The organism is Streptomyces sp. NPDC102274 (assembly GCF_044766385.1).
GTDB lineage: Bacteria > Actinomycetota > Actinomycetes > Streptomycetales > Streptomycetaceae > Streptomyces.
In genome coordinates this window covers 1-22592 of the sequence record NZ_JBIWLW010000012.1, presented here as the reverse complement: position 1 = coordinate 22592, position 22592 = coordinate 1, and the positions used below count along the sequence as shown (strand labels likewise).

General features: G+C 70.6%; 17 protein-coding genes. 10 read left to right on the top strand and 7 right to left on the bottom strand.

Annotation, left to right across the window (positions count from 1 at the left end; all coding sequences use genetic code 11):
• Positions 1-374: 374 nt before the first annotated feature.
• From ACIRQP_RS18275 to ACIRQP_RS18250, 6 genes are all read left to right on the top strand, one after another.
• A complete protein-coding gene (locus ACIRQP_RS18275) occupies positions 375-881 on the top strand; it encodes a 2Fe-2S iron-sulfur cluster-binding protein (protein ID WP_403890721.1) in 507 nt (168 codons plus the stop codon).
• Positions 878-1867 carry an FAD binding domain-containing protein gene (locus ACIRQP_RS18270; RefSeq protein ID WP_403890718.1) on the top strand — a complete coding sequence of 330 codons (990 nt, stop codon included), beginning with the start codon at positions 878-880 and terminating at the stop codon, positions 1865-1867. The genes ACIRQP_RS18275 and ACIRQP_RS18270 overlap by 4 nt, the downstream gene beginning before the upstream one ends.
• Positions 1864-4002 (top strand): xanthine dehydrogenase family protein molybdopterin-binding subunit, encoded by a 2139-nt coding sequence (locus ACIRQP_RS18265; protein WP_403890715.1) that lies wholly within the window; start codon positions 1864-1866, stop codon positions 4000-4002. The genes ACIRQP_RS18270 and ACIRQP_RS18265 overlap by 4 nt, the downstream gene beginning before the upstream one ends.
• A 58-nt stretch (positions 4003-4060) precedes the next feature.
• Positions 4061-5212 (top strand): XdhC family protein, encoded by a 1152-nt coding sequence (locus ACIRQP_RS18260; RefSeq protein ID WP_403890713.1) that lies wholly within the window; start codon positions 4061-4063, stop codon positions 5210-5212.
• Between the two features lie 276 nt (positions 5213-5488).
• Complete coding sequence (locus ACIRQP_RS18255; protein ID WP_403890710.1) at positions 5489-6166, top strand: alpha/beta hydrolase; 678 nt, start codon at positions 5489-5491, stop codon at positions 6164-6166.
• Positions 6167-6348: 182 nt separating this feature from the next.
• On the top strand, positions 6349-7881 hold the full coding sequence (locus ACIRQP_RS18250) for a GMC family oxidoreductase (protein ID WP_403890707.1): 1533 nt from the start codon (positions 6349-6351) through the stop codon (positions 7879-7881).
• A gap of 83 nt (positions 7882-7964) precedes the next feature.
• Here the strand turns inward: ACIRQP_RS18250 and ACIRQP_RS18245 are convergent, their stop codons facing one another.
• From ACIRQP_RS18245 to ACIRQP_RS18235, 3 genes are all read right to left on the bottom strand, one after another.
• Positions 7965-9335: an NAD-dependent succinate-semialdehyde dehydrogenase gene (locus ACIRQP_RS18245; protein ID WP_403890705.1), complete on the bottom strand. Its 1371-nt coding sequence runs from the start codon at positions 9333-9335 to the stop codon at positions 7965-7967.
• An 82-nt stretch (positions 9336-9417) separates the two neighbouring features.
• Positions 9418-9855: a GFA family protein gene (locus tag ACIRQP_RS18240; protein WP_403890702.1), complete on the bottom strand. Its 438-nt coding sequence runs from the start codon at positions 9853-9855 to the stop codon at positions 9418-9420.
• Positions 9856-9941: 86 nt separating this feature from the next.
• Positions 9942-11147 carry an MFS transporter gene (locus tag ACIRQP_RS18235; protein ID WP_403890700.1) on the bottom strand — a complete coding sequence of 402 codons (1206 nt, stop codon included), beginning with the start codon at positions 11145-11147 and terminating at the stop codon, positions 9942-9944.
• A gap of 258 nt (positions 11148-11405) precedes the next feature.
• Between ACIRQP_RS18235 and ACIRQP_RS18230 the strand changes: the two genes are divergently transcribed.
• The 3 genes from ACIRQP_RS18230 to ACIRQP_RS18220 all read left to right on the top strand — a co-directional run bounded on the left by ACIRQP_RS18230 (position 11406) and on the right by ACIRQP_RS18220 (position 13458).
• Positions 11406-12353: a helix-turn-helix domain-containing protein gene (locus ACIRQP_RS18230; RefSeq protein ID WP_403890697.1), complete on the top strand. Its 948-nt coding sequence runs from the start codon at positions 11406-11408 to the stop codon at positions 12351-12353.
• A gap of 267 nt (positions 12354-12620) precedes the next feature.
• Entirely contained in the window at positions 12621-13295 is a 675-nt protein-coding gene (locus ACIRQP_RS18225) for a DUF6338 family protein (protein WP_403890694.1), read from the top strand.
• Positions 13267-13458 (top strand): hypothetical protein, encoded by a 192-nt coding sequence (locus ACIRQP_RS18220; RefSeq protein ID WP_403890691.1) that lies wholly within the window; start codon positions 13267-13269, stop codon positions 13456-13458. Before ACIRQP_RS18225 ends, ACIRQP_RS18220 begins: the two co-directional genes overlap by 29 nt.
• A gap of 34 nt (positions 13459-13492) precedes the next feature.
• Here ACIRQP_RS18220 and ACIRQP_RS18215 read toward each other — a convergent pair whose 3' ends face one another.
• Positions 13493-18301 (bottom strand): CHAT domain-containing protein, encoded by a 4809-nt coding sequence (locus ACIRQP_RS18215; RefSeq protein WP_403890689.1) that lies wholly within the window; start codon positions 18299-18301, stop codon positions 13493-13495.
• A gap of 349 nt (positions 18302-18650) precedes the next feature.
• The gene (locus ACIRQP_RS18210) at positions 18651-19415 is read right to left on the bottom strand and encodes an SDR family NAD(P)-dependent oxidoreductase (protein WP_403890687.1); all 765 of its coding nucleotides are present in this window, start codon (positions 19413-19415) and stop codon (positions 18651-18653) included.
• Positions 19416-19609: 194 nt separating this feature from the next.
• Here ACIRQP_RS18210 and ACIRQP_RS18205 point away from each other — a divergent pair, with 194 nt between their 5' ends.
• A complete protein-coding gene (locus tag ACIRQP_RS18205; protein ID WP_403890684.1) occupies positions 19610-20206 on the top strand; it encodes a TetR/AcrR family transcriptional regulator in 597 nt (198 codons plus the stop codon).
• Positions 20207-20586: 380 nt separating this feature from the next.
• On the opposite strand, the gene ACIRQP_RS18200 is transcribed toward ACIRQP_RS18205, so the two are convergent.
• Both ACIRQP_RS18200 and ACIRQP_RS18195 read right to left on the bottom strand, forming a co-directional pair.
• Positions 20587-21573: a ferritin-like domain-containing protein gene (locus ACIRQP_RS18200; protein WP_403890681.1), complete on the bottom strand. Its 987-nt coding sequence runs from the start codon at positions 21571-21573 to the stop codon at positions 20587-20589.
• A gap of 252 nt (positions 21574-21825) precedes the next feature.
• Positions 21826-22500 carry a phosphate/phosphite/phosphonate ABC transporter substrate-binding protein gene (locus ACIRQP_RS18195; RefSeq protein WP_403890679.1) on the bottom strand — a complete coding sequence of 225 codons (675 nt, stop codon included), beginning with the start codon at positions 22498-22500 and terminating at the stop codon, positions 21826-21828.
• Between the last annotated feature and the right edge of the window lie 92 nt (positions 22501-22592).

The following is a 22592-nucleotide window of genomic DNA, read 5'->3' as shown; positions in this document are numbered from 1 at the left end:
ACGAGCGTGGCGAGCGGCGCGGGACACGGTGTTCCGACGTCCTGGTTGCAGCTGCCCTGATGCATTGGGCCCTGCACTCCTACGCGGACACGGTGGACGGGGGGCGTGCGTACCCGGAGGAATGGGTCACCCACAGCGCTCCGAACGGCGTCGGCATGGGAGTGACCCTGCACGTGGCCATCTGGAGGCGACGGCCGGTGGTCGTCGAACCGGGCTCAGGGCCGCACTCGGACGGCAGACCCGCCCCCCGACCGCGCCGGACACCCACGGCTGACAGGGAACGGAAGCGATGGCACCACGTGAGCGGACATCCGCCGGCACATCGCGGCTCAGGAAGCCGCACTCCTGAATGGACTCCTGAGAGGAACGACGCCATGGACGTGGACATCACCCTCCGGGTGGACGGGGTCGAGCAGAGGCTCACCGTGGACACCCGCACCACACTGCTGGACGCCCTGCGCGAACGGCTGCACAACACCAGTCCCAAGAAGGGCTGCGACCATGGGCAGTGCGGCGCCTGCACCGTCCTGCTCGATGGCGAGCGCGCGGTGAGCTGCCTCGCGCTGGCAGTCGCCCACCAGGGCGCGGAGGTCGTGACGGCGGCCGGCCTCGCCGACGGGGAGGAACTGCATCCGCTCCAGAGGGCGTTCGTCGAGCACGACGCCTTCCAGTGCGGGTACTGCACCCCCGGTCAGATCGTCTCCGCGGTGGGCATGCTCGCCGAGGCGGACGCCGGCTGGCCCAGCGCCGTGACCGCGGACCTCACCGCCGACAAGGTCACGCTGGACGACGGGGAGATTGCCGAGCGCATGAGCGGCAACCTCTGCCGCTGTGCCGCCTACGCCAACATCAGGCCCGCGATCGCGGAGGTGGCGCGGTGATCCCCTTCCGTTACGAAAAGCCGGACGACGCGTCCGCGGCCGTCAGCCTGTTGTCACGGGAACCGCGCGGCGCGTACCTGGGCGGGGGCACCAACCTGGTCGATCTGATGAAGCTCGAAGTGGCCAGGCCCGACGTCCTCGTCGATGTCCGCCGGCTCACGTCCGGCACGATCGACGACCTGCCCGGCGGCGGCCTGCGGATCGGCGCGGCTGTCTCCAACAGCCTCCTCGCCGCCGATCCGCGCGTCCGGCGGCTCTACCCGATGCTGTCGCAGGCCGTGCTCGCGGGAGCCTCCGGGCAACTGAGGAACATGGCGACGTGCGGCGGCAACCTCATGCAGCGCACCCGCTGCGTGTACTTCCAGGACCTCACCACGCCCTGCAACAAGCGTGAGCCCGGGTCGGGCTGTTCGGCGATCGAGGGCCACAACAGGGACCACGCGGTCCTGGGCACGTCACCGGAGTGCGTTGCCACGCACCCCTCGGACATGGCGGTCGCGCTGTGCGCGGTGGACGCCGTCGTGCGGGTCCAGGGGCCCGGCGGCGAGCGGACCATCCCGTTCGGGGAGTTCCACCGCCTGCCCGGGGACACACCGGAGCGCGACACCGTGCTCGAACACGGTGAGTTGATCACCGCCATCGACCTGCCGCACCTGCCCCTCGCGGCCCACTCGCACTACCGCAAGATCCGTGACCGCGCGTCCTACGCCTTCGCCCTCGTCTCCGCCGCCGTCGCCCTGAAGGTGCGGGACGGCACCGTGCGCGACGTGCGCATCGGCCTCGGCGGCGTCGCGCACAAGCCGTGGCGGGCGAGGACGGCCGAGGAGATGCTCGTCGGGGCACCCGCCACCGCGGTCGCCTTCCGGGCCGCCGCCGAGGCGGAACTCGCCGCCGCGAGGCCGCTGTCGGGCAACGGCTTCAAGGTGCCATTGGCCCGCAACGTCATCGTCGGCATGCTGAACGACCTGGCCAAGGAGCAGCGATGACCTCCACCCGAACCCCTGCGGTCGGGACTTCCATGAGCCGTCTCGACGGGCCCCTGAAGGTCCGGGGAGCGGCCACGTACGCGTACGAGCACGAGGTGGACAATCCGGCCTACCTGGGCCTGGTGCTGTCGTCCGTCGCCCGGGGACGTGTCATCGCGGTGGACGACGCCGCCGCGCTGGCCGAGCCGGGCGTCCTCGCCGTGATCACCCACGCGAACGCGCCGAAGCTCGCCAACGACGACCCGGAGCTGGCGGTCCTGCAGTCGGCCGAGGTGTTCTGGCGTCGGCAGGTCGTCGCCGCTGTGGTCGCCGAGACCATCGAAGTCGCCCGTTACGCGGCGGGGCTCGTACGCGTCACCTACGAGGAGCTGCCGCACGACACAGAGATGCGCTACGACGAGGATGCCTTGGAGAAGCCGGGTAACCACGTCGGCCTCTTCGGCACCGCCGACGGGGAACTGAACAACGGCATGCCCAACGCCGACAGCACGGTGGGCGACGTCGAGACCGCGCTGGCCGAGGCCCCGGTCGCCATCGACGCGACGTACACGCTGCCGCACGAGTTCCAAAGCCCGATGGAGCCGCACGCCGCGATCGCCCAGTGGACGGGCGAGGACACGCTCACCATCTACCACAGTACGCAGGGCGTCACCGACGCGCGTAACTGGATCGCCATGACACTCGGACTGCCACCGCGGAACATCCGGGTCATCTCCCCGCACGTCGGCGGCGGTTTCGGCTCGAAGACGTTCCCGCAGTCCTACGCCGTCCTCGCCGCGATGGCAGCGGAAGTCGTAGGCGGCCCGGTCAAACTCGCGCTCACCCGTCAGCAGACGTTCTTCATGACCGGATACCGGGCCCCCTCCCGACACCGCGTCCAGCTGGGGGCCGACCGGAACGGACGGCTCACGGCGATCGCCCACGACTCGGTGCAGCAGACCGCCCGCGCCAAGAAGTACGCGGAGCAAATCGCCATCGTGTCACGCGCGATGTGGGCCGCGCCGCACCGGCGCACCACACACCGGCTCCTGCCGCTCGACGTGTCCGTGCCGACCATCATGCGGGGCCCCGGCGAGACACAGGGCGCGTTCGCCCTGGAATCCGCGATGGACGAGATGGCGATCGAACTCGGCATGGATCCCATCGAGTTCAGGATCCTCAACGAGCCGGAGGCGCACCCCGAGTCCGGCCTGCCGTTCTCCAGCCGGCACGTCGTGGAGTGCTTGCGTGCGGGGGCCCGAATCGTGGGCTGGGACCGCCGCGACCCCACACCGAGGTCCCGGCGGGAGAACGGCTGGCTCATCGGCACCGGGGTGGCCACCGGGTTGCACGTGGCGCCCCAGTTGCGGGGCAACTCCACCCGCGTTCAGGCCGCTCCCGGCGGCCGTTACACCGTGTCGATCGCGGCCGCTGACATCGGCACCGGCACCTGGACGTCCCTCGTCCAGATCGCCGCCGACGGCCTCGACGTCGACGTCGACGCCGTGACGATGCGGATCGGCGACAGCGACCTGCCGTCGGCCTCGCCCGCCGGCTTCTCCTCGGGGACCAGCAGCTGGGGGACGTCCATCGTCGCCGCGACGCGCGAGATGCGGCGCCTCGTCGACGAGGAGCACGGCGGCACGATCCCCGCCCAGGGGCTCGACATCACGGTGGACGCGCCCATCAACCCGTACGCGTCGCAGTACGAGATGTACTCCTTCGGGGCCCAGTTCGCTCAGGTGCGGATCCACGAGGAGACCGGGACCGTGCGTGTCCCCCGGATGGTGGGCGTGTTCGACGCGGGCCGCATCGTGAACCCCAAGACGGCCAGGTCGCAGCTCATCGGCGGCATGACCCAGGGCATCTCGATGACCCTGCACGAGGCGGGTGTGATCGACAACCGGATCGGCCAGATCGTCAACCACGACCTGGCCGGCTACCACTTCGCCGCGAACGCCGACATCGGGTCCGTCGAGGCGCACTGGATCGACTCGGTCGACCCGTACACCAACCCGCTGGGCACCAAGGGGCTCGGCGAGGTCTGCGTCGTCGGCGTGGCAGCCGCCATCGCCAACGCGGTGTACCACGCCACGGGTCTGCGGATCCGCGACCTGCCCATCACCCTCGACAAGCTCCTTCCCCAGGAACTGTGACGACCCGGCCCCGCGCGCCGGAGGCCCGGCGCGCGGGGCGTGAATGAGGTGAGCGTGCATGCGTGAGGTCCTGGACGAGCTGCTGCGGTGGTGGCGGGCCGGCGATCCGGTGGGCGTCGCCAGTGTGATCGCGACCTCTCGATCCGCCCCGCGGACGGCGGGAGCGACCCTGCTCGTCGGCCCTGGGGGAAGGGCCGTCGGGAGCGTGTCGGGTGGCTGCGTGGAGGCGGCCGTGTACGAACTGGCCCGCGAGGTCGCGGTGTCCGCAAAGCCCGTCCTGGCGCGCTACGGCGTGACCGGCGGCGACGACCCCTTCGCGATCGGCCTGACCTGCGGGGGCACCCTCGACGTCTACGTCGAGCGGGTCGACCGGCGCACATTCCCCGAACTCGGCGGGATAGCCGCGTCGGTGGCCCGGCAGGAGCCGGTCGCCGTAGTCACTTGCGTCTCCTGCACGGCACCAGGCCGGAGCCGGCTGGGCAGGCGCCTCGTGGTCCGGACCGACCGCACCACAGGGACCCTCGGCGGGGAGCGGCTCGACCTGGCGGTGGCACAGGACGCTCGCGGCATGCTCGCCCGCGGCGGCTCCGGCACACTGCGCTACGGCCTGGACGGTCGGCGCACGGCCGAGGAGCTCACCATGTACGTGGCCTCCTACGCACCGCGACCGCGCATGCTTGTCTTCGGGGCGATCGACTTCGCAGCCGCGGTCGCCAGGATCGGGGGCTTCCTGGGCTACCGCGTCACGGTCTGCGACGCCAGAGAGGTGTTCACCACGCCGGAGCGGTTTCCCGGCGCGGACGACGTGGTCGTCCAGTGGCCCCACCGCTACCTGGCGGCGGAGGCGGCGGCCGGGCGGATCGACTCCCGCACGGTGATCTGTGCGCTCACCCACGACCCCAAGTTCGACGTCCCGCTGCTGGATGTGGCCCTCGGACTGCCGGTTGCGTATGTGGGCGCCATGGGTTCCCGCCGCACGCAGGCCGACCGGGTCCGTCGGCTGCGGGACGCGGGAGTGCCCCAGGAGCGCATCGCCCTCCTGTCCGCGCCGATCGGCCTGGACATCGGGGCAGGGACGCCCGAGGAGACAGCGGTGTCCATCGCGGCGGAGATCGTCCGTGCCCGGAGGAGCGGCAGCGGACGACCGCTTTCCACGCTGACGGACCAGCCCATCCACCGCACCGCCTGGACCGGTGCTCCGCCGGTCTGAACGCAGAGCGGCCGGCCTCCGCTTCGGGGGGAAGCCGGCCGGAGACTCCGAATTTTTCCGGGGGACTCCGACTTCACGTAGAGTGCGGTCGCGAGGATGTTTAGATTGTTCGTCACACAATGATCATGGATGCCCTCGCCTGATCGACGTGTGGAACATCTCCTCCCGAGTGCGGGGACAACTCCGGCCCGGCAGGGGGGTGTTCGCTCGCCGTGCATCGACGGGCAGTGCGACGGCGTTGAGGCACCGTGTTCGCTACCGAGGGGGTCGCTGACGATGGCTACGTATGTGTTGATTCCCGGTGCCGCGTCCGGCCCGTGGTACTGGCACCTGCTGGAGGCCGAGCTGCGCGGGCGGGGCCATGACGTGGTGGCGGTGGACCTGCCCTGCGACGACGAATCGGCCGGGCTGGCCGAGTACGCCGACACCGTGGTCGACGCCATCGGTGGTCGCACCGACCTGATCCTGGTGGCCCATTCCTTCGGCGGGTTCACCGCACCGCTGGTGTGCGACCGCGTGACAGTGGACCTGTTGGTGATGCTGCAGGCGCAGATCCCGGCGACGGGCGAGAGTCCGGGCCAGTGGTGGGCCAACACCGGCTACGAGCAGGCCAGGCGCGAGCAAGACGAACGCGACGGCAGGGATCCCGACGACGACACCGCCCTGTTCCACCACGACACCCCGCCGGCACTGGCCGCCGAGGCCAAGAAGCACACGCGCACGCAATCGGCCACCCCGTTCATGAAGGCATGGCCACGGGACGCGTGGCCGGATGTGCCCACGAAGTTCCTCTTGTCCCGGGAGGACCGCTTCTTCCCCGCCGAGTACATGCGCCGGATCGTGCGAGAACGCCTGGGCATTACACCCGACGAACTGCCCGGTGACCACTGCCCCATGCTCGGTCACCCCACGGAACTGGCCGACCACCTGGAGGCATACCGCCCCGGGGCGTAACAGCCGCACGCCCGTCCGGCGGGTCAGTGCTGACATCACCCCTTGTCTGCCGTCCGCGAGTCGCGATCCGCCCCGGGGCGTGCCCGGTGCCGGCCGATGCCGGCGGCACCGATCGTCGGGCGAAGCCGTTCGGACGGGCATACTTTGGATCTCGGGCGTCGCGGATCGCCACGGGAGCCGACATGGACACGTACGACGTCATCGTCGTGGGCGCGGGAACGGCCGGTTGTGTGCTGGCGGCCCGCCTGTCGGAGGCCCGCGACACCCGGGTGCTGCTCCTGGAGGCCGGCGGCCGGGAACCCCTGGAGGCGGTCGGTGTACCGGCCGTCTGGACGACCGATCTGCAGGGCACCTCCGCGGACTGGGCCAATACCACCGTCGTGCAGGCCGCGACCGGGAATCGAATCCCGTGGCCGCGCGGCCGGGGCCTCGGCGGCTCCTCCTCGATCAACGGCATGTGCTTCATCCGCGGCCACCGGTCCGGTTACGACCGGTGGCCGGCCGCCGGCGCCACCGGCTGGGGCTTCGACGATCTGCTGCCGTACCTGCGCCGCAGCGAGCGGGCGCCGGGCCGCGATCCGTCCGTCCGCGGGGTCGATGGGCCGCTGACCGTCGCCCCCGCCGCCTCGCACCTGGCCGTCGCGGAGGCATTCCTGACCGCGACGGCCGAGGCAGGCCAACCCGCGGCGGCCGACATCAACAGCGGTCTTGAGGTCGGCTTCGGCTGGTCGGACCTGAACATCGTCGACGGCCGAAGGCAGTCGGCCGCCGATGCGTACCTGACGCCCGCGCTCGACCGGCCGAACCTCACCGTGGTGACCGATGCCCTGGCTCACCGGGTGCGGGTGAGGAACGGGCGCTGCACGGGCGTCGAGTACGGCGTCGGCCGCGGAACGTTCTTCGCGGCCTGCCACGGCGACGTGGTGCTCAGCGCGGGCACGGCGGGTTCCCCGCAGCTGCTGATGCTCTCCGGGATCGGCCCAGCCGGCCACCTGCGGCGCGTGGGGATCGAGGTCCTGCTGGACCTGCCCGGCGTGGGCGGCAACCTGCAGGACCACCCTCGCTCCACCGTGGTCTACAGTCCGGCCCGCCCCGTTCCGGCCGGTGATGGCAACCACGCCGAGGTGATCGGCCTCGTCCGCGGCGACCTTGCCATGGACGCTCCGGACCTCCAGTTGCAGCTCGTGGAGATCCCGTACCACGCCCCCGCCCTGCCGCCGGAGCTTCCGGTGTCCGGCCAGGGCTACTCCATCGCCTTCTGCGCCGTCGCCCCGCGGAGCCGCGGTACGGTCCGCCTCGCCGGTCCCTCCCCCCGCACCCCGCCGCTGCTGGACCCCGACTACTACGGCGACCCCCGCGACCTGGACGTCATGGCCGCCGGGCTGCGCCTCGCGCGCCGGATCGGCGAGGCACCCGCCCTGGCGCCCTGGCGTGCCGCGGAAGTCTTGCCGGGGCCCGGCGTGCGGGACGCCGCCGACGTCCGCGACTACCTCCGCGCCAGCCTGCGCACCTACTCCCACCAGGTCGGCACGTGCCGCATGGGCACGGACCGGCTGGCCGTGGTCGACCCGACGCTGCGCGTGCGCGGTGTGACGGGCCTGCGCGTCGCCGACGCCTCGGTCATGCCGACCATCGTCTCCGCCAACACGATCGCCACCGTGTACGGCATCGCCGAGCGGGCCGCGGAGATGATCCGGGACGACCTGACCGGGTGACGTGACGGCATCTCTTCCGGGCCGCGACGGGTGTCGGTGAGCGGAAGGTGGAAGAGCGCGTCGAAGGCGGTCAACGGCGCGCGCTACGGCGCGACCCTCACCAGCTTGCGGTTGAGGAATTCGCCGATGCCCAGTTCCGACAGTTCGCGCCCGAATCCGGAGTTCTTGACCCCTCCGAAGGGCAGGCTCGGCGAGTCGGCGAAGCAGGAATTGATGTACACCATGCCGGACTCGATGCGAGTCGCCACCTGCTGGGCGTGCTCGACGTCAGCGTCGAAGACGTAGCTCCCCAAGCCGAACCTGGTGGCATTGGCGAGCTGAATCGCTTCTTCCTCGCTGTCCACGACGTAGAAGGACAGCACTGGCCCGAAGGCCTCTTCCTGGTAGAGCGGGTTGTTCTCGCCGATGTCCGTGATGATCGTCGGTTCGAGGTAGAACCCGGGGCGGTCGACGCGGTTGCCGCCGTGAACGATTCGGGCTCCCGCGGCCTTCGCGTCCTCGATTTGCAGAAGCAGCCCTTCCAGGGCGCGCTCACTGGATATGGGGCCGACCAGGGTAGCCTCGTCCTTTGGATCACCCACCTTGATCGCGGCGAAGCGCTCCTTCAGCGCGGCCAGCATTTCCTCACCCCGTTCCCTGCCGACCACGATCACGCGCTTGATGTTGACGCAGCCCTGCCCCGAGTTGTAAGTGCGTCCCATCACCACTTGCTCGACCGCGTGCTCCAAAGGCGCGCCTTCCAGGATCAGAGCAGGGTCGCTGCCGCCCAGTTCCAGGACCGCCTTCTTGACGTTGCGGCCGGCGCGTTCACCGACCGAAGTCCCCGCCCTCTCGCTACCGGTCAGGGTGACGCCGCGCACACGGAAGTCGTCGATCAACTCGGCGATCTGCTCGATGCTGCAGAAGAGATTCGTGTAAGCCCCTTCCGGGGCTCCCGCCTCCTCGAACAGCCGCGCGAAGGCCAGGGCGCACTGCGGCACGCTCTCGGCGTGCTTCATCATGACCACGTTGCCCGCGACCAGCTGGGACGCGGCCACACGGGCGAGCTGGTAGTAGGGGAAATTCCACGGCTCGATCGCCAAGATGACGCCGATGGGTTCGGTGGTCAGCTTTGCGCCGGGCTCGTCGGGCAGCGACTGCTCCGCGAGGAATTTCTCCCCGTGCTCTGCGTAGTAGTCCAGGATATTGGCTACAAGATCGACTTCAAAGTAGCCGAAGCGGGTGACCTTTCCCATTTCCAGGGTCAGGTATTCCACGTATTCATCCCGCTTCTCCCGCAGGATCTGAGCGGCACGGCTGACGATTCGAGCCCGTTCCGCGACCGGCCTGAACTTCCAGTCTTCACGGTAAAGCCTGTCCGCGGTTTCCAGTGCGGCAAATACTTCTTCATCCGACTGCAGCGGGAACTCTTTCACGAATTCACCGGTGGCCGGGTTGATCGTACGAAAGCTCATGGTCTACTCCTCGTTCCGGCTTTCCCAATGCAAGGGGGGTGCGGGGGCAGTACTCCCGGCGCCGCGATATCCTCGACGCGCGTTACTTCGCGTCCCCGTCGAACCTCGCTCGGTTCGGGTTCGGTTCGATCCAGTCCTGAGCTCGACGCCACCATACTTCGGCGGATGGCTCAAGTCCTGTTGCGTCATCGAGGGTTCCGGCCTTGACGATCACAAGATCGGGCCGTTCGTGAAGGATCGTGAGGATCGGAGTACCGCAATCGCCGCAGAAAAGTCTGTCCCGCAGGTTGCCGTTTTCCACTCCGACGGTTTGGTAGGACTTGGGCGTTCCCTTGATTTCCAGGGCGTCGCGGTCCACGAGAACGTTCACCGAGAATGCCGCGCCGCTGTGTCGTTGGCAATGAGCGCAGTGGCAAAGGACGACGGCCTCGGGTTGTGTATCGAATCGGTAGCTGACCGAGCCGCACAGGCAGTGTCCGGTTCGCGTGCTGTGGGCGGGCGCTGGGGTGTTGTCACTCATTTCAGGATCTCCCTTGTTCGGTTCGCCGGGCTGCCCCGGCGGATGCGTTTTTTGGTGCGGCGCCGTGGCTGCGATGTGTCACGGCATCAGGCCTTCTCGGGGAAGGAGTGCTTCCTGCCGGCGATGACGGTTGCGGCTGCGGCGATCAGGAGGATCAGTGCTGCCCAGGTGATCGAGGCGGTGCTCAGGCCCGCGAGCAGCAGACCGCCGATGAAGCCGCCGACCGCGATGGAGGCGGAGAAGACCGTGATGGTGATGGACTGGGCGACGTCGGTGGCTTCTCCTGTGGCGTTGATCGCGGCACCGACGAACAGGCTGGGGGAGCTGCCGAACGCGAAGCCCCACGCCGCGACGGCGACGTAGACCAGCACCGGCGTATGCGCGAGAACGGCCAGCACGAGCACGCAGGCCGCGAACAGTACGGTGCTGCCCACCACGAGCTTGCGCAGGTGATGGTCGATGTGCGTACCGACCACGAGAACGCTGAGCACAGAGGTGACCCCGAAGGCGAACAGGACCCAGCCCGTCTGGCCGGCCATCCCCGCGTAGGAGAGGAAGTCGGTGATGTATGTGTAGAGGATGTTGTGCGCGATCATGTATGTGGCCAGCGCGAACAGGATGGGACGCAGCCCGGGGATGACCAGGACCCGCGAGATCTTGAGGCGTGCGTCGACCGGCTGTCCCGGCGGGTTCGGAAGTGCCACCAGAACCCATGCCATGGTCACGACGCCCACGGCGGCCGAGGCGTAGAAGGCGAGGTGCCAGCCGCCGAGGCTGCTGAGCCAGGTCCCGAGCGGGATACCCAGGGCCAGCCCGATAGGGGTTCCGGCCAGGGCGATGGCGATGGCACGGCCCTGGCGTCCCTTTGGCGCGATGCGGGCGGCGTAGCCGCCGAGGAGGGGCCAGATGAGTCCGGTTCCCAGACCTGCGACGAAGCGGAGCACCAGCGTCAGTGTGTAGTCGCTGGACAGCGCGGTGAGCGCGTTGGTGACGACGACCACGGCCAGGGCGAGCTGCAGGACGTGCTTGCGCGGCCATGTGGCCGTCGCCCGCGCGAGAGGGATGGCACCCAGCGCGGTGGCGAGCGCGTAGAGCGTGACGGTCTGACCGGTCAGCGAGACGCTCGTGTGGAGTGTGCGGCTCATTTCCGGCAGCAGACCGGCCGGGAGGCATTCGGTGAGGATGCTGATGAAGCCGGCCAGGAACAGGCCGAGCAAGGCCCTGCCCGGGAGGCGGTCCTGCCGGGCAGCCGTCGCCGTCGAGGCCGCGGATTCGGTGTTGGTGTCGGTCATGATCCTGTTCCAGGAGCGGTATGTGGCCCGTCGGGGCGTGTGGTGCTTTGGCCGGGCGGGCCCATGAAGGCAGCACGGGCCGTTGCCCGGCGATGTGGGGGTCCCGGAGCTGGCCACGGCTTCGATGCCGTTACTCAGGGACGTATCGAGCGTGCTTCGGGCGCACGGTGTTAGCCAGACACCCGTCTCGTCTACGTCTCGCATGGCTATCACTGGCAGGGACAGGTTGGGCCGCGGACTTCGAGCGATACTCGGAACATGGCAACCCATCGCGCCGCCCGCACCGGACCGTCTGCCGATTCGGATTCGGCTCCGGTACCCGACCTGCGTGGCGGACTCGACCCGCGTGCGGAGCTGAGCGAGTTCCTGCGTACCCGCAGGGCCCGCCTCAAGCCTGCCGACGTAGGGCTCGCCGACCACAGCCGACGGCGCCGCGTGCCGGGTCTGCGGCGGGAGGAACTGGCACAGCTCGCCGGAGTCTCCGCGGCGTACTACACACGGTTCGAGCAGGGCAACGCCCGCAACGTTTCGCGCGAAGTGCTGGATGCGATCTCCCGCGTGCTCAAGCTCTCCGATGCCGAGCACGCCCACCTGCTACGCCTGGCCCAGCCCAAGCGGCACCGGCCGCGGCCCGCGCCGCCACGCCGGCAGGTGCGGCCCGAGGTTCGAGAGCTGCTGACGGCGATGGAAGGCGTGCCGGCGTACGTGTGGGGCCGTCGTGCCGATGTGCTGGCGTGGAACCAGACCGCCTCCGCCCTCTTCGGAGACTGGGCGGCCCGTGCCCCGCAGGAGCGGAACTGGGCCAGGATCACCTTTCTCGATCCGGCATCCCGGAAGCTGTTCGCGGACTGGGAGTCCAAGGCGTACGACGTGGTGGGACAGCTGCGGCTGGGGGCCGGCCTGCACGCGGATGATCCACTGCTCGCTTCGCTCATCGGTGAACTGGCCATGAAGAGCGAGGACTTCCGCAGGCTGTGGGCCGCTCACGACGTCAAGAAGAAGACACACGGCACCATGCGCCTGTCACATCCGCTGGTGGGGGAGCTGACGGTGCGCTACGAGACCCTCGCGCTCCCCGGCGATCAGGAGCAATCGCTGACGACCTACCACGCCGAGCCCGGCTCGCCCTCGGAAGAGGCGCTGCGCCTGCTGGCCAGTTGGGGAGCGGACGCCTCGCAGGAGCGGCCGACCGGCACACGACACTGATCGGCCGATTGGGGGACGACAGGCGTCAAAGGCTCCGGGACCGGCAGCGTTCGTGGGCACGCCCTCGGTAGTCGGATTCCTCGCGCTACTGCTGTAGGGCCCCTGATGCGTCCCCTTCACAACCTGTCGAACCGCTTCGGCGAGCGCGGACGCCGTCCTTTTGGCGTCGCCGACCTTCGGTGATCCCGTGACGCGGGCCTCCCCATACGTCATCCTGATGCGGCAACAATGCGGCCGACGCACTGAGCACGGGGGTGCAGCACCACGATGGTTCCAGGAACGGCGCAGCAGTTGACCATCCTGCTGATCCTCGTGCTGCCCGGCGTCTTCTACCAGGCCGTAGGGGAGCGGCTGCGCGGCACCCTCGCCAGCGAGCAGGAGCCACAGAACCGGCTCGTGCGCGCCATCGCCGCCGGGGCCCTGCTCGACGCCGTCTACGCGGTGGCCGCGGGGCCATGGTTGGTGCGGCTGCTGGCCGGGGGTGGAGGCGGGCCCATCTCTGGGTTGCTGTGGCAGCCGCGCCAAGCGGGACTGGCCGCGCTGCTACTGATTGTCGCTGTTCCGTCCGCGCTGGCCTGGGCGGAGGCGGTGTGGCGGAGGCGGCACGCGCGGGCCCGGTACGAGCCGATGCCGACCGCCTGGGACGCCCTCTTCCGTGACCGCGGGTCCTGCTTCGTACGCATACGCCTCAAAAGCGGCCTGTGGGTGGGCGGTTGGCTCGGTTCGCGGTCCGCCGTCTCGGCGTATCCGCAGCAAGGGGACCTCTATCTACAGGCTCAGTACCGTGTGGGGTCCGACGGCAGGTTCCTCGGAAAGGTGCCCGGTACCGCGGGCGTGTACGTGCGGGCGAGTGACGTAGAGGTGCTGGAGGTCCTGCTGCCGCCGTCCGCGGCGGCAGCGGAGGGAGTAGTCAATGACGAAGGATCAAGCGATGGGCGATGACGCCGATTTGGCGGCCCTGGTCGAGGAGTTCTCCTCTCGCAGGACCTATCGGCCGGCCGATGCCCTGGACGAGCCGGAGGAGGTGCCGCAGGGGCCTTCGGGCACGGCGATGGGGGATGCCGCGCCGCCCGTCCGCGGGGCCGCGGAGCCGGAGGCGTCCTGAGCGCGCGCCGGTCCGGGTCCGGTGCGGCCATGTCTCACGGGCCCGTATGGATGTGCGCCGCCCACAGATGCGGCGCCTGCGCGTAGCGGTCGCGCAGGGACCTCACTGGACGGTGCAGGGCCGCGGCCGGATCGATGGGGCGGCCCCGGGCGACGTCCTCCGCGAGCGCGGTGTAGAACTGCTCGGCGACGTGCGTCGCCAGCTTGTCGGCCACGGTCCACAAGGTGCCGATCACATGCGGGTATCCGGCCAGTTGGAAGGACGACATCAGATGGACTGCCTCGTCGGGCAGTGTGACGCCGCCCTGGGACGTGGAGCAGGCGGACAGCACGGCGAGTTCCGGGCTCCTCAGGCGCTGGGCGGCGGCGTCGGACGCGGTGAGCCGTCCGTCGTACAGGACCAGGCCGCTCTGCGACGGGCTGAGCAGCTCGCTGACGCCGTGGCAGCCGAAGTGGACCCAGGGGTGGGCCTCAAGCGCCTGGACGACTGCTTCCACCGTGGCGCCGGCGCCGGCCAACAGCCGTCCCGAGGGGAACAGTTCCGCGAGCAGCGCCGCCTCCCGTGAGACGCCGGGCAGCCGCACGGCCCCGGGTGTCTCGTCAAGGGCGACGACCAGCGGGGAGGGGTTCGCCGGAGGGCCGGGGGTGAGCCCACCGCGTGCCCGGACCAGGGCGCGCAAGGTCGGCGTGTACGAGGAGACGGCACGGTCGAGAACCCAGGTGCGGGAGTCCGGCGCGCCGCGTCCGGCCGCGTGCAGCGGCAGGAAGGACAGCCAGCCGGTGGGGCACCACCACAGCCGGGGCCAGGGGTCGCCGTCGCGCGGTACGGCGTCCAGGCCGAGCCGGTCGAGCACCGGTGCGGCCACCGTGTCCCACAGCCAGCCCAGTGTCCCGGAGAGCGTACGCATCGTGGCGACCGCGTTGTCCACGCCGTTCCCGCCGTACGCCACGTCGATCCCGTCGATGAACTCCGCCGCCCGCGACGTGGCGGCGTCCGGGGTGAGGCCGGGCAGGGGGACCACGTCGATCCCGGCGTCGGGGGTCACGACGAGGGCGTCGCAGCGGTATTCGCTGACGTTGACCACCACAACCGGGCCGTCGGCGGCGGCGGTGACCAGCTCCGATATGGGGGGCGGGCGCAGGAAGCCGTGAAGTCCGGGCAACTCCCGGATTTCGTCGAGGAGTTGGTCCCAGCGCCGGGCCAGGGCGTGCCGGGCCTCGGCGATCGCGCCCGCCTCGCGGTCGTCGTGGGGCGGGACGGCCAGGCCACCGGCTCCGGTGCGCAGCGCGGGGGAGAGCTGGGGTGGGGCGCTGAGCTGCTCGCGGATCCGCTCGAATTCGGCTGCGAGGGCGGGGCCGAGGTCATGCAGTCGCGACACGTCGGCCCGGTTCTCCAGGCCCTGGGCGAGTAGCACTGCTCTCCCCTGTTCGAGCAGGGCGAGGGCGCGGCCCGCCGCGCCCTCGTTGAGCGCCAGCGCCGCGGCGTCACTCGCCAGGCCCTCGCTGATGCTCAGCCGCGCCTCCTGATCGGCGCGGGCGAGGCTGCGCGGGGCGATGGTGGGCAACAGGCCGACGGCGTACGCGTACCCGTCCAGAGCGTCAGCGTGGTGACCCGCCTTCGCCGAGGCCTGGCCCCAGGCGCGCGCGGCCAGGAGCCGGGCCGCGCTGAGTGCGACCGGACTGTGCGCGCAGCTGCGGGCGATGCGGGCCGTCTCCGCCAGGTCGACCTGTTCGCCCAGCGTGGCACGGGCCAGCTGTGCCTGGGCCAGGAGCAACTGGGCAGGGCCATGGTTCGGATGGCCTTCGGGCATGTTGACGAGGGATTCTCGGGCGGCCGTGACCGCCCGGCGCAGCGCCTGCCTGGCCATGGTCGATGTGGCCTTCTCCGCCACATGGGCAGCGGCGACGCAGGCACCCGCCAGGTTGAGCAGGGCGAAGGAACGCGAAGGGTGATGCTCGCCGAGCCCGGCCACCACCTCTTCGAGGACCCGCCGGGCTTCACCGGCGGCGTGCGGATCCTCGTCCTGCCGGGCCCGGCTGGTCAGCAGGACACCCAGGTTGATGGCGGCCAGCTCGGCGCCCAGCCGCTCGCCGTGCTCCACGGCCATCGCCTCGCGCAGGAGCGCGGCCGCCTCATCGGCGGCGGACGGATCGCCGACGGTCTCGTACCAGAGGCGCAGCGCTTCGGCGAGGTTGTTCAGGTGCAGGGAACGTTCCATGGCCGTCGGTGGGCTGTCCCGCACCGCGCGGCGCAGCACCGTCACGGCCTCGGCCAGCCAGACGCGGTTGCCGGTGACCCGCGCGCGGTCGATGAGGGCGCCGCCCAGGTTCGTGAGCGCCATGCCGAGGCGTGCCCTGGGCATGTTGGTCACGGCCTCGCGCAGCGTGCCGATGGCGGAGTCCATGAGGGTCTCGTCGCCACTGTCGGCGGCCCGGTACCACTCGGCGTAGCCCAGGCACATGAGGATGACGCCCCGCACGTCGGACGCGGGCTGTACAGCGGCCAGGGCAGCACGGAAGTGCCGTATGGCCTCGTCGCTGTGGCGTACGTCGCGAGTGTGGCGGTAGTGGTCCGCCAGGCTGTTGGCGAGGTTGAGCAGAGTCACGGGCGTCGGTGGTCCCACCGGCGTGGCGACCGCCTCCCGATGGCGTCGGATGGACTCCTCCATCGGCGCGGGGTCGCCGGTGAAGCGGGCGAGGGTGCGCAGCGCGTCGCCGAGGGAGGTGAGGCAGAGGGCCCGGCCGGGCGTGGCATCGCCGGAGGCGGCCAAGGCTGCGCGCAGCACCTCGACGCCCTCTTTCAGCAACTCGGGGTCCGAGCGGAATTCGGCGAGAGCCAGCAGGGATTCGCCCAGGGCGCCGAGCCGGTGCACGCGGTAGTGGTCCTCCGCCGAGGTCATGGCGACGGCTTCCCGATGGCTGGCCACCGCATCGGCGAAGAGCTCGACATGACCGGTGCGCAGGGCGAGCTTCGCCAGGACGGTGCCGAGGTTCGACCGTAACGTGGCGCCTTCGGCGCTGCGGGCGTTCGGGAGGTGCGTCATCACCTCGCGCAGGAGGCGCACCGCTTCCTCGTACAGGTCGACGCCGCTGGTCGCGTCGCCCCGGTCCACGAGGACTTTGGCGTAATGCGAGTGGCAGTCCCGGCGCAACGGGTCACCGGGCGGGAGCAGGTCGATACCCCGGAGCATCTCGTCGGCGCCCCGCTGCCAGGCGTCGTCGTGTGCACCGGCACGTCCGGCCAGCGCCGCCCCGAGTTCGAAACGTGCGGTGGCCTCGAAGTCGCCGCTGGGGTGTGGCAGAGCGAGGCACTTGCGGAAGCAGTCGATGGCCTCGTCCGCGTCGGCACCTCTGCCTGAGGCCTTCAGGCAGCGCCCGAGCGCGAGGAGTACCCGGCCGCGCTCCGCGGAGCGGGCCGGCACCTCTTCGGCGAGGCCGCGGAGCAGCGTGATCGGCTCGTCAAGTTCCCCGGGATCCTCGGGGGCGGTGGCATGCCGCGGGACGGCGCACCGTCCTAGCAAGTCGGCGAGCTTGGTGCCGTGGTTCACCCGTCGGCGCAGGTCGTCGGCCGGTGCGGACTCCATACCCCGGCGAGCGTGGACAACGGCTTCGTCCAGGTCGGCGAGGCTGCCCGTCGCTGTGTAGCGCGAGTCCAGCACAAGGGCGAGGACAAAGTGTGCCTGGGCGAGCACCGGATGCCCGGGGGGTGCGCCCTCAAGGGCGGCGCAGGAGGCCGTGTACGCGTCGTCCAGGGCACCTGGGTGATCGGTACGCGACGCACGCCCGTTCAACATCAGGCCGAGGTTGGCGAGATACACCGTGCGCTCGACGGGGTTCGGTGCCGTATCGGCGGCCCTGCGGCAGGAGGCGATGCCTTCCTCGTACAGCTCGACGTCGTCGCCACTTTCCATGGCCCGCATGATCAGGGCGGCGCCCAGGTCGGAGAGGAACGAAGCGCGCTGAGGCACGACGACGTCCGGCTCCGAAAGAACCGCGCGCAGCAGTGCCGTGCCCTCGGAAAGCAGCGCGGGCTCCTTCAAATCGCCGGCGGCGCGGCACAACGCCGAACCGAGGGTGGCACTGTGCTGCGCGCGCAACGGGTTGTTCCACGTGCACAGTTCCACCGCCTGCCGCAGCTCGGCGACCGCCTCCCGCGCCGCGTCCCTGTTCGCGCTCGCCTCGGCCCAGTGTCTGAGCGTGTACCCCAAGTTGCCGTGCCTACGGGCCTGTTCGTCCCGGACGCCGGGTGCGCAGACCACCGCGGCACGGCCGATGTCGACGGCTTCGGAGAGCACATGGCGTCCCGCGCCGTCCTGGAATCCGTAGAGGAGGACGATTCCGAGGTCCGACAGGCAGATGCCCTGCTCGACGCTGCCCTCACCAAAACCGGCGACGGCGTGCCGCAGCAGGGCCTCGGCGATGGGCAGGGCTCCGGGGTGGCGGCTCTGCTGGAACACCAGCGCCACCCCGACGCCCCCGTCGTACGCGAAACCAGGCTCCGTCGCGGCACCGTCGGGTTCGCCGGACAACGTGGCGAACAGCGGGCGCAGCCCGTCCGGCACTTGTCCAGGATCCTGCTCGTAAATCTCGACGAACCAGAGCACCGCGGCACCGAGCGCTCCCCGATCGACCTCGCCCCCCGCGAGATAGCGGCACCAGTCGACGTAACCGAGAGCCAGGGCGCCGAGGCCCCACACGTTCCCGTCGGACAGGACGATGCCACCGCGCACCTCGTCGGCCGCCTCCACGGCCTCCGACCCGAGGAACCACTCCAGTGCGCCGGGCTCGGCTTCCGCGCGCTCGGCCTGCTGGAAGATACGGCGCGCGGCGTCTTCGGGCCTCACACGGAGATCCGGCCGCAGACGATCACGCGGTCCCGTACATCGGCTGGGAAGCCGATGGGGGCATCTGGTGCGAGTGGGGCGACGCCGGCGCGGTTGAGGCGCGCGCCCATGCGCGCGCACCCGCCCCGCGCCGCGGCGGTCGGAGCCCTGTCCGCGCCACGCCGAGCGGCGTTCATCGTCTGCGTCATCGTTCCCCCTCGGCTCGCACTCTCCCTGCGCACCTCGACCCGCGCTCCCCCTATGGAACGAATGCCGGCAGCAGAATCAACTTACCGATTTCATCGACGACTTACGACGTGCCATGGGGAGGAGCGAGGAATCGGAGGCCGCACGGCAACGGCGCGTCACCTCAGACGAGTTCGAGGCCTCCGTCGATCGTGAGGACCTGACCCGTCAGCCAGGTCGCCGTGGGATCCGCGAAGTGGACGATCCAGGTCGCCACTTCCCCCGGCTCGCCCCTCCTGCCCAGGGGGATCTGGTCAGCCTGCTCCCTCTTGACCCGGATCACGTCCTCCGCCGGGAGCCCGCTCACGGACAGCGCCTCGCTCTCGGTGGGGCCGGGGGCGATGGCGTTCACCCTGACCCCGTCCTTGGCCAGCTCGAGTGCCCAGGTGCGCGTCAGCTGTTCCAGGGCGGCCTTGGTCGCCGCGTAGTGGGCGGCGCCCGGTTGCGGGCGATGGCCAAAGGTACTGGAGATGTTGATGACCGAGCCCCGGCTGCGGCGCAGATGAGGCAGCGCCGCCTGCGTGAGCATGGTGGGCGCGATGACGTTGAGGTCGAACAGATCGGTGATGCGCGTGCGAGTCACCTCGTCGAACGAGACGCGTACGGAGGCGCCGGCGTTGTTCACCAGCACATCGAGCTGCTTCCACCGGTCGATCGCCGAACCGATGATCAGCTCTGGGGCCTGCTCCAGGCGCACATCGACGGCGAGGGTCGCGATGCCGGGGTGCATGGTGGCGGTTTCCTCCAGGGCCGCCCGGCGCCGGCCCACGCCGAGGACGTGCGCTCCCGCCTCGGCCCTCGCGACCGCCGTGGCCCGGCCGATCCCCGAACCGGCTCCGGTCACGATCACGACGCGGTCATCGAGAGGGCGGGAAGTCTGATGCTCCATCGCGGAAATTCCTCACATTGCTGTCACGTGCCGCACGTGCCGCACACTTTGCCGCACTTGCCGTGCGGGACATCGCTGCACTTGCGGTACGGGCCGGTGTCCGGATGACGCGGCGGCCCATGTTTGACGCACCTGTCATAGATGGATGCCGGCATTCCTTGACGGGTGTGTCAAGGATGGCTTACAGTCCGCCTATGGCCGGGCAGCGTCAGTTCGATGAGAAGCAGACCCTCCATCGCGCTCTTGAGGTCTTCTGGACCAAGGGCTACGGGGCGACGTCCATGCAGGACATCGCGACCGCGACAGGCGTCCTGCGCGGCTCCCTCTACAACGCGTACCGCGACAAAGAAACGCTGTTCCTGTGCGTTTTTGAGGGATATCGCGACGATTTCCTCTCGGAAGCTGCCGAAATGCTGGCGCACCTCGATGTCGACCGCGCCCTCGGTGACCTCTTCGACTTCACGATCACGTCGATGACCGAGGGAATCCCCCCGCGCGGCTGCCTCACTACCAAGACCGCGACCGACACGAAGGCCGAGGGCCCACGCATCGAAACCGCTCTGCGCGGTCTGCTCGACGCCCTGGAGAAGCTCGTCCGGGAGCGTCTGTCGAAGGAGGACGCCCGCCTCCGGCTGACGGTCTCCCCGGCGGAGGCGGCGCGCGTGCTGGTGACCATGACGAGGGGGAACGTCGTCATGGAGAGCGTTTATCACGACGCCGAGCGGCTGCGGGCCACGGCGCGTTCACTCGTACGCGCCCTGCTGCCCGCGGGAGCGCCGGTCGCGGAGTGAAGCGGCCGGGTGGTTGCCCGCGATCGGCGCATGACACCGGTCCAGTTGTCCTCCAGGCGAACGGCGGCTGCGGCCGCAACTCTCCACCTGCACTCTCGGTGGCGCCGGAAGCAGGATGTCGAGTCGCCTGCGGGCGCGCCTCCGCAGCCGCCCGGGGAGCGCCGCCACCGCTTCGCCCCTGCTCGGACCGGGGGCGAGCGCCGCGGGACAGCGGGTCACCCGGACGGCCGCCTCGTGCATCGGCTGCGCGTCTGCGGCGGGCAGAACCGAACCCGCGATCGACGGGCTGGGACGTCCCTGGCCGAGCCGGCGGTCGGCGGGGGCCGGGGGCCGGGGCACCGTGATCCCGGCCACGAGCCGCGGGTGCGCTCCGGTGTGGGTCACATGAAGTTGCGGGTGTGCAGGGCGGAGACGTCCGCGGCCTCGCGATGGGGGAATCCCAGGTGTACCAGTCGGCGCCGGCGTCCCTCGTCCATCTGCGCCTGGAGCCGCAGGACTTCGCGGTGGCCGCGCGCGATCGCCCGGGGCGTCCACTTCCCGGCCGCCATGACGATCAGCGCGTCCGTCACGTCCTGGTTGAGACCAGCGGTGTCGGCCAAGGCGTCGTGTCGCCGTTCGACGGCGGCCCGCAGCCGGTGGCGCAGTCCCGGATCGACCGTGGCCTGGTGTTCCAGATGGGCGATGCCGAACGCCACGTGACGGGCCTCGTCCTGGCGGGCGAGTTGGACGACGCGCCGGGTGACGGGGTCGGGCGCGTGGCGGTCCAGGAAGGCCAGGAGGTTCAGGAAGCTGCCCTCGCCGAGGACGGAGAGCAGGAAGGAGGCCAGGGAGTGGTCGGGCTCGGCCAGCAGTGTGGTCAGCGAGGCCCGCCCGCCGACCGACGAGGTGCCCATGCGGCCGCCCTTGAGGAGCGCCCTGCGAGTGAACACCTCGACGTGTCGTGCCTCGTCGGCCGCCTGCACGGCGAGCAGTTGCAGCACCTCGCGGAAGTGTGGATGCACCCGGGCGAGCAGCCGCGCCGGGACGATCAGCGCGGCCTGCTCGTTCTCCACCAGGTAGGTCATGATCTGCACGACGGCCTGCTCCACGGCGTCGGGGAGCGTGAAGGGGCGGTCCCAGGGGATCGCGGTCGCCGGGTCCCACCTGGCGGCCGCGGCGTGGGCGTAGAGGGTGGGTGCCAATTCGCTCCACACCATGTCGCGGTCGGCGAAGTCGAAGGCCATCTCGGGTCCGCCTGCCTCGACAAGCGCGCCGCGCGCGGCCAGTCCCCAGTGTGCTGGGGGCCGGGCCGCGACACCGTCGGGGGACGCGCCGCCGGCGCGCTCGGCCCCCGACCAGCGGTCCACCGCGCGGCGCCCGGGCCGCACCCACGCCCGCCGCGCCGCCTGGCCGGCCGTCTTTCGCGTCGGACGGGCTGGGGAGCCGGACCTCGCAGCCCTCGCGTCGGCACCAGGCCGCGAGGCCGGTCGTCAGGTCAGGGCGGCAGCCGAGTACGGCGATCTCCCCGCCCGGTGGCACCCATGCCAGCGCGCGGCCCACCAGGAGGTGGGCCCCCTCGTCGAATCCGAGGTCCTGGAGATCGACGACGGGAGACCCGTCGGTGGTGGGGCGCTCCCCGGTCACGGCCGGTATTCCTGCGCGGTCACCGAGCCCTCGGCATCGTAGAAGCCGCTCTCCCGCACCGCGAGGTCCAGCGCGGCGTAGCCGTCGGTGCGTGCCGGACACCAGGCTGTCATGCCTTCGAGGTCCAGGAGGCGGCGGGCGTCCGGATCCGCGTACGACATGGAGAGCAGCAGCGAGGCGAGCCGGTCAGTGGTGTCCGGCGGTGCTGTTTCGCCGGCCACCAGGAGGCAGTGGTCGTAGCGGGCGGTTTGGGTGAGGACGCGGGTAGCGCCGACCGGCACCGTTCCCTCACGGCCGAACAGCAGATGGTCGGCGTCGAGGAGGCAGGCCGCGTCGACCCGTCCGGCGAGCAGGGCGCGGACGGCGTCGCGCTCACCGCCGACGTGGTCGCCGTGCAGGCCCACGCCCACGTCGTGCCGCGCCACCCGGAAGTCCGCGTGGGGGCGTAGGCCGAGGCCGTTCAGATGGGACAGCGGGATCAGCGTCGCCAGGGGCGAGTCGAGGGCGCCGACCGCCACGGTGGTGCCCTTGAGGTCGGTGACGTTGCGGTGCGGGGAGTCGTGCCGCACCACGACCACCGAGGTCAGGTCGCGGTCGGTGTCGCGCATGAGCAGCGGGCGCAGGGCGATGCCGCGGGCCGCGGCCAGCCGCCGGGCGCGCAGCCAGGCCAAGCTCGGGATTCCGACGATCGCGGACCGTGTCGTTCAGGCGGCGCTGAAACTGGTGCTGGAACCGATCTTCGAGGCCGACTTCAAGCCGGTCT

Bases quoted from the DNA above. Each gene is read 5' to 3' on its own strand.
- ACIRQP_RS18275 (WP_403890721.1), top strand. From the start codon at position 375: ATGGACGTGGACATCACCCTCCGGGTGGACGGGGTCGAGCAGAGGCTC.
- ACIRQP_RS18265 (WP_403890715.1), top strand. From the start codon at position 1,864: ATGACCTCCACCCGAACCCCTGCGGTCGGGACTTCCATGAGCCGTCTC.
- ACIRQP_RS18260 (WP_403890713.1), top strand. From the start codon at position 4,061: ATGCGTGAGGTCCTGGACGAGCTGCTGCGGTGGTGGCGGGCCGGCGAT.
- ACIRQP_RS18255 (WP_403890710.1), top strand. From the start codon at position 5,489: ATGGCTACGTATGTGTTGATTCCCGGTGCCGCGTCCGGCCCGTGGTAC.
- ACIRQP_RS18250 (WP_403890707.1), top strand. From the start codon at position 6,349: ATGGACACGTACGACGTCATCGTCGTGGGCGCGGGAACGGCCGGTTGT.
- ACIRQP_RS18245 (WP_403890705.1), bottom strand. From the start codon at position 9,335: ATGAGCTTTCGTACGATCAACCCGGCCACCGGTGAATTCGTGAAAGAG.
- ACIRQP_RS18240 (WP_403890702.1), bottom strand. From the start codon at position 9,855: ATGAGTGACAACACCCCAGCGCCCGCCCACAGCACGCGAACCGGACAC.
- ACIRQP_RS18235 (WP_403890700.1), bottom strand. From the start codon at position 11,147: ATGACCGACACCAACACCGAATCCGCGGCCTCGACGGCGACGGCTGCC.
- ACIRQP_RS18230 (WP_403890697.1), top strand. From the start codon at position 11,406: ATGGCAACCCATCGCGCCGCCCGCACCGGACCGTCTGCCGATTCGGAT.
- ACIRQP_RS18225 (WP_403890694.1), top strand. From the start codon at position 12,621: ATGGTTCCAGGAACGGCGCAGCAGTTGACCATCCTGCTGATCCTCGTG.
- ACIRQP_RS18220 (WP_403890691.1), top strand. From the start codon at position 13,267: ATGACGAAGGATCAAGCGATGGGCGATGACGCCGATTTGGCGGCCCTG.
- ACIRQP_RS18210 (WP_403890687.1), bottom strand. From the start codon at position 19,415: ATGGAGCATCAGACTTCCCGCCCTCTCGATGACCGCGTCGTGATCGTG.
- ACIRQP_RS18205 (WP_403890684.1), top strand. From the start codon at position 19,610: ATGGCCGGGCAGCGTCAGTTCGATGAGAAGCAGACCCTCCATCGCGCT.